This window comes from Westiellopsis prolifica IICB1, from assembly GCF_004323185.1.
Lineage (GTDB): Bacteria > Cyanobacteriota > Cyanobacteriia > Cyanobacteriales > Nostocaceae > Pelatocladus > Pelatocladus prolificus_A.
In genome coordinates, this window is sequence record NZ_NAPS01000002.1 from 1,800,386 (window position 1) to 1,813,870 (window position 13,485).

The window sequence follows — 13,485 nt, forward strand, 5'->3', positions numbered from 1 at the left end:
CTTACGATAGTATTTTTAATTTTGGTTACAAACAACAAAAGTTGTAAAGATAAGTAAAGCTAAAAAAAGAAACTTAATGGCAATCGCCAGAGTGCAACGCCGAACGTCACCCACTGCGGTAGTCTAGATGAAGTGAATTTATCTCTGCCCTTTGACATAATTGATTTATGACATCAGTGGTTTCCAGTCCGAGCCGTACAATCCGCATTGGTTCTCGTAAAAGCCAACTTGCTCTGATTCAGACTTATTGGGTACAAGAACAACTGCAAAAAAGCTTTCCAGATATTACTTTTGAAGTCCACACAATGGCCACTCATGGCGACAAAATCTTGGATGTCGCATTAGCCAAGATTGGTGATAAAGGACTGTTTACCAAAGAACTCGAACTGGGAATGATCAATCAGGAGATTGATTTTGCTGTTCATTCTCTCAAGGATCTACCGACTCGCTTACCAGAGGGTTTGGTTTTAGCAGCAATTACAGAACGAGAAAATCCCGCCGATGCGCTTGTGGTACATGAAAAACACAAAGACAAGCAAATTGACACCTTAAGCGAAGGGGCGGTGATTGGTACATCTTCTTTACGACGTCTAGCACAGTTACGGCATCAATTCCCCCATTTCACATTTAAAGATGTGCGTGGTAACTTGAACACGCGTATGGCCAAGCTAGATGCAGGTGAATATGATGCTTTAATTTTGGCCGTGGCTGGGTTACAACGTTTGGGAATGGGCGATCGCATTCATCAAGTTCTCCCCAAAGAAATTTCCCTGCACGCCGTTGGTCAAGGTGCATTGGGTATTGAATGTCGATCTGAAGATACAGAACTGATATCTTTACTGAAAGCCATTGAACATCCCCAAACACGCGATCGCTGTTTAGCAGAACGCGCTTTCTTACGGGAACTCGAAGGTGGTTGTCAAGTACCAATTGGTGTAAATACTGAAATCAATGGTATTAATTTAACATTAACAGGTATTGTCGCCAGTGTCGATGGCCAAAAAGTTGTCAAAGACAGCATTTCTGGCGAAACCAAAGACGCAGAACAGCTAGGTACACAACTAGCCAAACAAATGCGGGGACAAGGAGCGCAGGAAATTTTGGATCAAATCTTTGCCGAAATCCAGCGTGGTTCTTAAATTCAGTTAACAGTTATCAGTAATACAGTGAACACAAAGAGTAACTGATAACTGATAACTGGTCACTGATAACTGTTATTGTGATGTTATTAAAAAAGATTGGATTTGCTAAATATATCTATCAAAGTTAATTGGTAGTTTAGCAAAGTAAATTTTAACACGTAGGCAAGTTCGGGGAAGCAAAAATTACCATGCGGATTCTATTTGTTGCAGCAGAAGCAGCTCCCGTTGCAAAAGTCGGCGGAATGGGTGATGTCGTCGGCGCACTACCTAAAGTCCTGAGAAAAATGGGGCATGATGTGCGAATCTTCCTGCCTTACTACGGCTTCCTGCCAGACAAAATGGAGATTCCCAAAGACCCTATTTGGCATGGATATGCCATGTTCCAGGACTTTACAGTTTACGAAAGTGTTCTACCTGGTACTGATGTGCCACTATACCTGTTTGGACACCCCGCTTTTTCGCCTCGTCGCATCTACTCTGGAGAAGATGAACACTGGCGCTTTACTTTGTTTGCCAATGGTGCAGCCGAGTTTTGCTGGAATTACTGGAAGCCAGAGATTGTTCATTGTCACGATTGGCACACAGGTATGATTCCTGTTTGGATGCACCAGTCTCCCGATATCACCAGTGTGTTCACAATTCATAACCTAGCATATCAAGGGCCGTGGCGCTGGTATTTAGAGAAAATTACCTGGTGTCCTTGGTATATGCAAGGACACAACACCATGGCCGCGGCGGTGCAATATGCTGACAGGGTAACAACAGTTTCCCCAACTTATGCTGAACAAATCAAAACAGCTACCTATGGCGAAACTTTAGAAGGTTTAATGTCTTTTATCAGTGGTAAATTATCTGGGATTGTCAATGGGATTGATACAGAAGTTTACGATCCGGCAACTGACAAATATATTGCCCAAAACTTTACCACCGAAACCATCGATAAGCGCAAAGCTAACAAAGTTGCTTTACAAGAAGAAATCGGTTTAGAAGTTAACTCAAATGCTTTTTTGGTGGGGATGGTAACACGCCTAGTAGAACAAAAAGGTATTGATTTAGTGTTGAATATTCTGGATCGGTTTATGTCTTATACCGATGCCCAGTTTATCGTATTGGGTACAGGCGATCGCTACTACGAAACCCAATTATGGCAAATGGCATCCCGCTTCCCTGGACGCATGAAAACCTATTTACTTTATAATGATGCCCTAGCCCGTCGTATCTATGCAGGTTCCGATGCTTTCTTAATGCCTAGCCGTTTTGAACCCTGCGGTATTAGCCAAATGATGGCTTTGCGCTATGGTTCCATACCCATTGTCCGCCGTACTGGAGGATTAGTCGATACTGTATCCCACCATGTCCCCGCGCATCATAGTGGTACTGGTTATTGTTTTGACCGCTATGAACCATTAGATTTATTCACTTGTATGGTTCGCGCTTGGGAAGGCTTCCAATATAAAGATTACTGGCAAGATTTGCAAAAACGTGGTATGAATCAAGACTTTAGTTGGTATAGCTCCACTAAACAATACGTGAAACTGTATCGCTCAATGTTAGGCTTGCCTGAAGAAGAGGAACAGCCACAACCAGAAGCAGAACAACCTGATTTAGCTTTGCAATCTTAGTCCCAATTTTTTGGGCTTGTAGAGACGTTGCACTGCAACGTCTCTACAATTAATTCCCAGGCTTTAATTTAGGATAAGCAATACGTTTATGATGGAATTGTTGCCAAACTTCTACGAAAATTTCGGCAATTCTCTTCATTTCTCCCCGTGTTAGCCCTGAATCTACCAATTGCTTGTCTTTCCATCTAGCGCGAAGAATATTGTTAACCATCACCAAAGCTTGTTCACAACTAGCATCTTTGAGCGATCGCAATGCTGCTTCACAGGAATCTGCTAACATGACAATTCCTGTTTCCCGTGATTGAGGAATAGGCCCATCGTAGCGAAACTCTGCCTCATCTACTGTCAAGCTCGGATCTTCTTTAGCCATCTGTTGAGCTTGATGATAAAAATAAGCTATTTGCATCGTGCCTTGATGTTCTGGAATAAAAGCTTGAATCGAGGAAGGTAAACTGTGTTTTTTTGCCATTGCTAAACCTTCACTGACATGCTTTTTAATAATGTCAGCACTATGCCAAGGGTCTTTGATTTCTGTATCATGCTTGTTTGGCCCCCCCATTTGATTTTCAATAAAGGATTGGGGGTCATGCATTTTACCAATATCATGATATAGTGTCCCAGCTCTGACTAATTCAATATTGCATCCTAATTCTTTGGCAGCAGCCTCAGCTAAAGTAGCGACAAATAGCGTATGCTGAAAAGTGCCAGGAGCAACTGTTGCTAGTTTTTTTAATAAAGGACGGTTAGGACTTGCTAGTTCTGCCAAGCGAATCGGAGTCACTAAATCAAATAATTTTTCTAAATAAGGGCTTAACCCCAAGGCTACAATACTCCAAGCTAAACCAGATAAGGCAAAAAATCCTGCTTCTTTGAGTACAATATAAAAAGAAGGGCCAAAAGCTGCACCTAAGAAGATTTGAACCAATAGGTAAACACCACCTTCAGTTAAAGCGATCGCCACACTTAAGAGTGCTAATTCCTCACGCGATCGCAGCCGATGAGCCATACAACTACCTAACAATCCCCCAGCCGCACCAGCGAACAGCGATACTTTGCTGATTTCTAGGCTCATGCCTAATAATATCATCAGTAATCCGACTACTGTCACACCGACAGTTGCACCGTAAAAGCTACCTAGCAATAAACCTACACCACTCCAAGTGGTGTATGGTGTACCCATTGTGAGTACTAAAGGCGTACTTAAAGTGAGCAACAATACCAACAGGCGATCGCTTTGTCGCCATCGATATTTAATCCTGCGTTCAATTAAAGTAAAAATTCCCACACCAGTGCTGACAGTTCCCGCCAAATATAGCAATCCCCGCCAGTTAATTTCCCGACGCAGTAGGTGGTAATGTTCCAGTATATCTAAATGGCTACTTGTAATGCGATCGCCCTTGCGGATAATGACTTCACCTTGCTCTACCGCTACAATTACAGGCTTGACTTCCGCAGCAGCCATTGCTACTTGTAATTTGGTTTGTTCTTGATCTTGTTTGAGATTTGGTACCAAAACACCCACTAGTAGTTTCTGAGCAAAAGATTCTGCTTGTTTTGGTACCAAGTTATGTACATGCAGATTGACTGCATTTTGTAAAATAGCAGGAGGTAGTCCTGGGGGGATACCTTGAGCTAAAATCCGCTTTGTACTCTCTTGAATCCCCTTTTGGGTTTTTGCCCAGTCTTGATCAGATAAATTGAGGAAGAAAGTTTCTTCGTAGGCAGTATAAGAGTTTTCACTCAGCAGTTGTGACAACTTGCTCGTGGCCTGGGTATACCCTTGGCGTGCTTGAGAAATTTTATCCAACAGTGAAACCAATTTTTGTGTAGAAGTCTTCAGGCGATAAGCTTCTAATTCTGCTATTGCTTGTGTAAATTCCGTATTTTGGAACAAATCAATGGGTTTGACTTCCGGTTTTGAGGTAATAGTAACTAAGGAAGGCTTTGACTCCGAAGAGGATAGGTTGCGCTCTGGATGTGATGGTATGGAAACATTCTCAACGTCTTCAACTCTCGGTGTCTTGAGATTTTGATTTGCTTGTTTTGTTTTAATGAAAGTGTTTTTGAATTTTTGAGTTAATAATCCTGATTTTTGTTCATTGGTATGTTCTAGAGCTACTAGCAGGGTTTTCCATTCTGAGTCATCACAGGAGCGCAGATAAACTTGACTAGAAACGGACAAAACAAAAGTATCAAAAAAAGGAAAAGAACCGGCAGAAGCTCGAACTTCAGTACCCTTAGCCAGAAGTTTTTGTAATTTAAGTTTGATTTGTTGATTAATGTTTTCATCAACCATCAACACTGGCACAAATTCTTTACTAACATCTTTGCGCCGTTCTTCTGTTTTGTTTGTATCCTCAATCAGGCTACTGTAGGGCGCTCGAATGGTCTGTGGTGCAGTACTACCCATCTTTAATTGGGGTTGGTTGTATAACTTTTGCCCCATTACACCAGTAAGAGACACTACTGCAATTACGAAAACAACAGGAGCAGGTTTTCCAGATAGACAACCAGTAGTTGCCTTTGAGTGTAGCGCTCTTTGTTTGTTATGTTTGCCTTTCACAGTTGGTTTCGATAAATTTAAACGGTGTAGGGCTTTGGAAAGTCGCTTCCAGTGAATAAATCGCTGAGTCAACGATTGACAAAAAAGCTGCGTTTTCATCGTTTCTGACCGCAGTTGTGAGATTGATTACTTTGAAGAAAAACACTTGAAGCCTGCTTGCCACAATTGCTACCTACAGAACCCGAATTGCATTTTAATGTTTTCCCTGTATATAGTATATTTTTTTACTAAAAATTAATTTATTGTAATAGATAATTTTTATAGTTTATACTTCGGGTGATAAGTAAGGTAGTCACAATCAAAAAATTTCATCACCAATCATAAAAACTTCTTGCCAATCTCTGATACTTAATCCCTATTTTCAACTCAAAAGTGAGGTTAACGTAGTCGAATGACGCGGGGGGCTGCGATCGCTTCTAGGGAGGTGTGATTTAGAGTTATAGGCCATTCTGCTCTCACTTCACCTTGGTTCAAAGTAGAATGATACACTCCTGACCAAGTAGCCACAAGTATATTTGTTAATTTTACCATTTTAGATAAGTCGGTTGTTTGCCATTGTGCCGGACTGTTTTTAGCTAGTAAAAACCGCCAACTGACAGGAATACCTGTTGTAGCGTTATAGGCTCCTGATAAAGCAGCAGTAATTGTACTGTGATACACTGAACATGATTTAACTTGGCTAGCTCGTAAAACTGAGAGGCGAAAGTCTTCTAAACTACTAAGAAAGCAATAAAAAGCAATTGCTAGGTTATAACTGAGCTTTTCTTCTGTACAGAATTCAGCTTGTATTATTTCTAATCCAACTTGTTTTTCTAGCAAATTGTCTAATTTCAAAAAAATTTGTGGTACGGATGTGAGTGTTTGTCCCAAAAAGTCAATAATTTGCGCAATCAGGGTAGCAGGAGTCAGTTTTTCAGTGAAAGATTGAGCGATCGCATAGCCTACTGCGAGAGTCCAATCTTGTATAAGTGGGTTATTGTGCAAAATTTTGACTACATTTAGTAAATTTTGTCGCAGTTTGACAATATCTTCATGAAAAAACAATGTTACTGGAAGTGCAGACAAAATTACTTGTAATGAAGCGTGTATATTGTTTTCAATAATAATTCCTGATTGTTGCTGACGCCGACTCCAATCATCTAAATCAAATCTACCAAGTTCTATTAAACTTTCAGCACCCAGAATCGTCATTTTTTGCCAATAGCTAGATGCAAAATTTTGCATCTGCTCACCTTCAAAAGCTAAAATTTCCCCAATTAAGGCCCCTAGTATAGTGCCTCCAGTGCGGCTAATAAGAGAATAACGCATAAGTTAACGGGGATCGGGGATAAGGGAGTTCTTAGCAGGGAGTTCTTAGCAGGGAGTTCTTAGCAGGGAGTAGGGAGTAGGGAGCTCTTAGCAGGGAGTATGGCGAGTGTGGGAAGTGGGGGAGGAATTATTTAACAAGTCTTTTCCCAATCCCCAATGCCCAATGCCCAATCCCCAATCCCCAATGCCCAATCCCCAATCCCCAACTACTAGCCTATATATTTTGTCTTAAATAATGCACTAATGCTTGTAATCCCAGGATATAACTTTGCGCTCCAAAACCACTGATTTGACCAATGGCAATTGGGGCAATGTAGGAGTGATGACGGAACTCCTCTCGTTTATAAATGTTACTTAAATGTACTTCTACTGTAGGTAGATTTACAGCGGCGATCGCATCTCGCAATGCTACACTAGTATGGGTATAGGCTCCAGCATTAATCAAAATGCCTTGGTGTTTTCCCAAGGCATCATGAATTGCATCTACCAATACCCCTTCATGATTTGACTGCATCGTGGATACTGTCACTGCCAGTTTTTGTCCTTCTGCTTCTAACTGGCGGTTAATTTCAACCAGACTCAAGGAGCCATAAATACCAGGCTCCCGGAGTCCTAGCAGATTCAGGTTTGGACCATGCAATACTAGAACGTTTAAGGGGCTTAATTTCAATTCCTGCACTTTTGCCCTCTTAGCGACGGCGTGAGCGATCATCTACAGGAATGGGAATTAGCTCCGGTTCCGGCTCTGCTTCTGGCCCTAAAAGAGCTTCAATTAGCTTACGTGCCAATTCCTTAACCTTTTCTAGCACCTTTTCAATATAGTCCATTGGACTGACCGCTCCTGAAATACTAACTCGATTTTTCGGTTATCAGCTACGGAGAAACTTAGCTTTTTTGCACTCTGGCTTTCGATCAGACAATTTATGTTCCCGTACTCCGGGCTTGAGCCACTTCTTAAAATAATAGTCTTATTTTCTCCGTTATTTTTTAGAGTATCACATCCTTCACCTAGACGGCTCATCTGACTGAAGATAGCTTTTTTGAAAACAGGGACCAGGGAGTACATACTGGAGGTACATACTAAATGATTTTTTATATAGCAATCCTAATTGAGTTATGAGAAAATGCAAGATTCTAGATACCGGACAACTCATGAAAAGTAGGGTATCTTGCTTCTCACGAAAGAATTAGGATTGCTATAGGTGAGTATTATCAAGATAAAGCTAACAATCAACTGCTGCAAGGTTTATTTTAGTCAATTTAAGCTGTAATTATGGCTAAAAAACTGTTTTTAAATTAATTTCTACTGGATACAAAATACTAAGTTGAAAAATTTTTGCAATAAATGGATAGCTCAAAAGCTTTTCCAGTACATATTGAAAATGCAAAATCTCAAATTTATTATCCCAAATATATAAGGATTTCCAATATATTTGTTGGAACCGGAAATTATGGAAGTTATATTCATGTATTAATCCCAATAGTCAGTAGGGGCGAAGCATTTGAAAAGTAATATTTTGAGTTAGTTGATTAAAGATTACCTCACTGCTTCGCCCATAGAAAAGTCAATAGTAAAGACCGTGAACTATAGACCTACTAACAGTTACTAGTTATCAGTTATCAGTTATCAGTTTGATTAATGGGTATAAGTTCCCCAGCAATTCTATGAAAGGGTTTGGTGGCGTTTATATGACCTCCAGTATACGCTTAATAACTGCGGCTGGTACTGTTCACTGATTTAACTATTGGATTTAGCTAGTTTTTTTGGCAGTTGTCGTTGATGATTTAGCTTTTGTTGATTTGCTACGAGAACTAGTTGTGGATTTAGTTGTTGATTTAGTAGTTTTGCGAGTAGATTTGCTGCTCGATGCTTTAGTTGCTAGCAACTCTAATGCAGTATCCAGCGTGATATTTTCTGGTGATGTATCTTCTGGGAGACTGACATTAGTTTTGCCGTGCTTGATGTAAGGTCCGTATGGTCCATCATAGATGTTCACCGGTTCGCCATCTTCTGGGTGAGTTCCCAATTCTCGTAAAGCTGTCTTAGATTTACTACTTGCGCTGCGTCCTTTTTTCGGCTCAGACAATAATTCTAATGCACGATCAAAGGAAATTGTCAATACATCGTCACCTGCTTTGAGAGAACGATAGTCTTTACCCTCCTTGGCATTATGCACAACATAAGGACCAAAGCGTCCCAAATTTGTTTGAATGGTTGCGCCTGTTTCTGGATGTGTGCCTAATGTCCGTGGTAGAGATAAAAGACCAACAGCCATATCTAAGGTGACATCTTCTGGCTTCACAGCCTTGGGTAAAGAAGCTTGCTTCGGTTTAGGATTTTCATCAGACTTGTCACCCAATTGCACGTAAGGACCGTAGGGGCCTATGAGTAAATAAATGGGTTCGCCTGTTTCGGGGTGACGTCCTACCTCGTCTGGTCCAGAGGTTTTTTGTCTGAGTAATGTTTCTATCTTTTGGGGATCGAGGTCAGCAGGAGTCAAGTCTCTAGGAATTGATGCTGTAACGACATCATCACCATTTTCAACTTCGATATAGGGGCCAAATTTACCAATACGAATTTTGGCGTCTATATTTTCGAGTTCAACAGTTCTAGCCTGGTTAGCATCAATCTGGTCTTCTTTTTGCTTGACTAGTGTTTCTAGACCTTGCTCTCCGAGATAAAATTTTTGCAAGTAGGGTAGCCACTGAGCTTCACCAGTAGCGATATCGTCTAGGGTTTGCTCCATTTTGGAGGTAAAACTGGGGTCAACGACATCACAGAAGTATTTTTCTAGCAGTTCAGTCACAGCAAAAGCAGTGAAGCTGGGGATCAAGGCATTATTAGTCAGTTGGGCGTAACCTTTGTCAATGATGGTACCAATAATACTGGCATAGGTACTAGGACGTCCAATACCTTCGCTTTCTAAGGTTTTGACTAAAGTCGCTTCAGTAAATCTGGCTGGGGGTTGAGTTTCGTGTTTTATTGTTTCTAAATCTTGACAGTTGGGATGTTCTCCAACTTTGAGGTCAGGCAAAATGATTTCTTGGTCTTCGAGTGCAGCTTCGGGATCATCAGATCCTTCAACGTAGGCGCGTAGGTAGCCAGGAAAATCGATGCGTTTACCAGAAGAACGAAACCCAGCATCTTCGACTTGCAAATGCACTGTAATTTGAGTTTGGCGAGAGTCAGCCATTTGGCAGGCGACGGTGCGTTTCCAAATCAAATCGTACAGTTTGAGTTCGCGATCGCTCAACCCTGTTTCTTGGGGGGTGCGGAAGGTGCTACCCGCCGGACGAATCGCTTCGTGGGCTTCTTGTGCGCCTTTAGATTTGGTGGTGTACTGTCGCGGTTGGGGGCTAAGGTATTGCTTGCCGTATAGTTGTTCTACACAACTACGGGCAGCTGCTATAGCCTGTTCCGACAAATGCACCGAGTCTGTACGCATGTAGGTTATATACCCTTGTTCGTACAAACTTTGAGCGACCCGCATTGTATCCCTTGCTGAAAGCCGCAATTTGCGGTTTGCTTCTTGCTGCAAAGTAGAAGTCGTAAACGGTGGTGCAGGTTTGCGGCTGACTGGACGTTCTTCGATTTCTGTAACTGTCCAAGTTTGGTCACTCAGGCGTTGTTTGAGGGCTTCAGCTTCGGCTTGGTTAAGCAGCACGACTTTGCGATCGCCAACTATTTTCCCTGTGCTAGGGTCAAAATCGCTACCAGTTGCTAGTCTGGTTCCTGCTAAGGTGACAAGTACAGCAGTAAAGGACTGCTCTTTGCTCTTTGGAGTTGGCGAGGGGGTCAAAGTAGCTTTCAAATCCCAGTATGTCGCTTGTTTGAAAGCACGGCGTTCTCGTTCCCGACTCACCAGCAACCGCACTGCTACAGACTGTACACGACCCGCAGATAATCCCCAAGCAATTTTTTTCCACAGCAGAGGAGACAGGGTATAACCCACTAGTCGATCCAAAATTCGCCGTGTTTCTTGGGCGCGAACTAACTGTTCGTCTATAGTGCGGCAGTTTTGCAGAGCTTTTTTGATGGCTTCTTGAGTAATTTCATGAAAAACCATCCGCTTAGTTGGCACTTTGGGCTTGAGCAACTGGTATAAATGCCAACTTATGCTTTCACCTTCTCGGTCTTCGTCTGTTGCCAATATCAGTTCAGATGCGTCTTTGAGAGCCTCTTTGAGCTGGGTGACAACTTTCTTTTTGTCCTTAGGAACGACATACAGTGGTTCAAAGTCGGCGTCTACATTAACACCTAACTGCGCCCATTTTTCCCCTTTGATATTGGCGGGAATTTCGCTAGCTGACTGCGGTAGGTCACGCACATGACCCATAGATGCTTCTACCCGATAGCTTTTTGGCAGGTAGTTGCGAATGGTACGAGCTTTGGTCGGAGATTCGACGATGACAAGAGTTGACATGGAAATTAAAAAAAAAGAATAGCTGCGAAGCTAAACAGTCACTAAACAGTCAAATTGAAATAATTAGGAGGTTAATGTCAAGATTATCAGTCACTAGAAGTATGTGATTTCATCCTCACACAAACTACTCGCAAAGTAATCCCCTAAAATTCCAGCGTCAGGCATTTGCCATGTCCGCCAGTACTATTTCCCAGAGGGTGGGGTAAGCACAACTGCGAATTTCCAGTTATTTCAATCTTTAACTTATCTGAGGCATATTTGGCGACTATTATTTTAAAAATTGCAATTTTTGGGTCATGGTCAATGGTCAATGGTCAATGGTCAATTTTCGCTCCACCTTACCCATTTATCCATTTTTCCTACTGTTTTCTCTAGTTTGTGGCAAAATTAAACTAAATTGTCTGAGAGTCTGTAATGCGGCCTGCGTATGATTCAGTGGGGAAATAAGGACATGCAACCAGTTCGTCAAGGCGATGTGATTTTACTGCCTGTACAGCACACCATACAGCAAATCGAAGGACAAAAGCTACCACATTTAACTTTAGCGGAAGGCGAAGTCACGGGACACAAACACCGCATCATTGAGGGAGAAGCGGAATTATACGAAAAAGATGGCACTCTCTACTTGCGTGTCTTCTCAAAAGAAGCAATCCTTGCTCATGAGGAGCATAAGCCAATTTCTATCCCTCAAGGTACGTGGATGGTACGAATTCAGCGGGAATATCAGCCTCAAGGGTGGCGATATGTGGCAGATTGAAAAGCATTTTTGAAAATCATATACCTGTTAGCAAAATTTTATATTTTTTATAGCAATCCGTTTAGGAGTTGTGACTCAGTGATATTGCTATGGTTGAGTAATTTGGAAATCTTCAAAGATAACTGAGAAACCTTCTCCCTCTGGTGAGGCACACATTAGCCCCACTTGTAATGTTTCTGTATGGGTAAGATATGCCAGTCGCAGCATTTGATAATTCTCGCCATCAAGAGAATATTGCACCTCTAAAGTTTCTGAGCGACGTTGTACGCGCAGCCATAAAGCAGCTGGTGGTTGTGATAAGGGGACTACTGACCAATCTGAATAATCTCTTGTCACTACAGCGCTGACATTCTGCACCCCTTCAACATACTCAATCCCGCATTTGAGCCAGGTATTTTCGTTCTCCCGAATCATCAATCCAGCTTGGTCATATAAAGCCTGATACTTTCCTATAATTTTGACCTCAACTGTAAAATTACCCTTTACTTGCTGATAGTAAAAGTTGCCATTATCACGCATGAAATTATAGTGAGTCTTTTGCCAAAAATCTGTTTTGGGGTCTGCGTTCACAGAAATAACTTTTGCTTGATCATTCCAGATAGAAGGTTCGTTGTACCACTTCATTTGAGTCATAGATTTATCATGTCAAACTAGTTATACAATCAAGCACAAATTACTGTCTAATACCAATTATTTATGAAGATGCACAGAATATAAAAAACTAACCGCCAAGACGCCAAGACGCCAAGATTGGAGAGTTAGTCATTTAGTGCGGCTTCACATTAAATTGGTATAACTATTTAATTTAGCAATGAAAATGTTCAGAATTTCATATGCGTTTACTCTGATTTAAACTACCCCGTGGCGGGACTATACGCGGCCTTCATTTTGTGCCAGTTGTATAAGTCCTGATTAATTTATGCTTTGGAAGTTGCTCAGAAGATTAACCGTAAAAAATAATACATTTTGCCCCAAAATACGATATAAAAGGGCAAATTTCGCCTTGGTGAAATCGAGTTTATGTTAAAATAAGCTCGGAGAATAAAGTTCGGCGGTGGTGTTCTTGTTTTTGTTGAAAACTGCAAGTGGCTCTCCGGATGAACGGCTCTGCATAACCGAATTCTGGAGAGATTAATGTCAATTTACGTAGGCAACCTATCCTACAACGTTAGCCAAGAAGAATTAAGCGACGTATTTTCAGAGTATGGCACTGTGACGCGAGTTCAACTTCCCACAGATCGGGAAACAGGTCGCTCACGAGGTTTTGGTTTCGTAGAAATGGAATCAGAAGAAGCAGAAACGGCTGCTATTAATGCCTTGGATGGTGCCGAATGGAAAGGTCGCGTAATGAAAGTTAATAAAGCCAGACCACGGGAGGAAAAAGGTGGGCGTTCCAATGGCAATAGCTGGGGAAAAGCTAACGCCGGTGGATACTCTCGACGCTATTAAATTCTGAATTAACTGATAAAGCTCAATCTGAAGAGCATTAAGCATTAAATTGCCAGCAGGCATAAATTATAACTATTCGCCAAGCGCAATATAATTACGCGAGAACAGCAGATTCAATCATACACTGAATCTGCTTATTATTTTGAAATTTTTTAGTGGGTAGTGGTAAAAAACCAATAACTCACAAATAACAAACTTAAGGATAAATTAATTTGATGGT

Annotated in this window: 10 protein-coding genes; 4 read left to right on the forward strand and 6 right to left on the reverse strand. The window is 41.5% G+C overall.

Annotated features, from left to right (window positions below):
* Positions 1 to 167: 167 nt before the first annotated feature.
* Positions 168 to 1,139: a hydroxymethylbilane synthase gene (gene hemC / locus B4U84_RS22110; RefSeq protein ID WP_131120575.1), complete on the forward strand. Its 972-nt coding sequence runs from the start codon at positions 168 to 170 to the stop codon at positions 1,137 to 1,139.
* 191 nt (positions 1,140 to 1,330) lie between these two features.
* Entirely contained in the window at positions 1,331 to 2,764 is a 1,434-nt protein-coding gene (glgA, locus tag B4U84_RS22115; protein WP_017311320.1) for a glycogen synthase GlgA, read from the forward strand.
* Positions 2,765 to 2,813: 49 nt separating this feature from the next.
* On the opposite strand, the gene B4U84_RS22120 is transcribed toward glgA, so the two are convergent.
* From B4U84_RS22120 to topA, 5 genes are all read right to left on the reverse strand, one after another.
* Entirely contained in the window at positions 2,814 to 5,426 is a 2,613-nt protein-coding gene (locus tag B4U84_RS22120; protein ID WP_165490330.1) for an HDIG domain-containing metalloprotein, read from the reverse strand.
* Positions 5,427 to 5,705: 279 nt separating this feature from the next.
* Positions 5,706 to 6,635, reverse strand: coding sequence for an ADP-ribosylglycohydrolase family protein (locus B4U84_RS22125; protein WP_131120576.1), 930 nt, complete (start codon positions 6,633 to 6,635; stop codon positions 5,706 to 5,708).
* 214 nt (positions 6,636 to 6,849) lie between these two features.
* The gene (gene aroQ, locus B4U84_RS22130; protein ID WP_017311323.1) at positions 6,850 to 7,314 is read right to left on the reverse strand and encodes a type II 3-dehydroquinate dehydratase; all 465 of its coding nucleotides are present in this window, start codon (positions 7,312 to 7,314) and stop codon (positions 6,850 to 6,852) included.
* Between the two features lie 10 nt (positions 7,315 to 7,324).
* Entirely contained in the window at positions 7,325 to 7,462 is a 138-nt protein-coding gene (locus B4U84_RS30760) for a hypothetical protein (RefSeq protein WP_016860421.1), read from the reverse strand.
* Between the two features lie 924 nt (positions 7,463 to 8,386).
* Positions 8,387 to 11,059: a type I DNA topoisomerase gene (gene topA, locus B4U84_RS22140; protein WP_131120577.1), complete on the reverse strand. Its 2,673-nt coding sequence runs from the start codon at positions 11,057 to 11,059 to the stop codon at positions 8,387 to 8,389.
* A 451-nt stretch (positions 11,060 to 11,510) separates the two neighbouring features.
* On the opposite strand from topA, the gene B4U84_RS22145 reads away from it, so the two are divergent.
* Complete coding sequence (locus tag B4U84_RS22145) at positions 11,511 to 11,816, forward strand: DUF8820 family protein (protein ID WP_131120578.1); 306 nt, start codon at positions 11,511 to 11,513, stop codon at positions 11,814 to 11,816.
* A gap of 87 nt (positions 11,817 to 11,903) precedes the next feature.
* Here the strand turns inward: B4U84_RS22145 and B4U84_RS22150 are convergent, their stop codons facing one another.
* Positions 11,904 to 12,449 carry a DUF1349 domain-containing protein gene (locus B4U84_RS22150; protein ID WP_131120579.1) on the reverse strand — a complete coding sequence of 182 codons (546 nt, stop codon included), beginning with the start codon at positions 12,447 to 12,449 and terminating at the stop codon, positions 11,904 to 11,906.
* 501 nt (positions 12,450 to 12,950) lie between these two features.
* Here B4U84_RS22150 and rbp point away from each other — a divergent pair.
* The gene (gene rbp, locus B4U84_RS22155; protein ID WP_044450830.1) at positions 12,951 to 13,265 is read left to right on the forward strand and encodes an RNA-binding regulator; all 315 of its coding nucleotides are present in this window, start codon (positions 12,951 to 12,953) and stop codon (positions 13,263 to 13,265) included.
* The last annotated feature ends 220 nt before the right edge of the window (positions 13,266 to 13,485 follow it).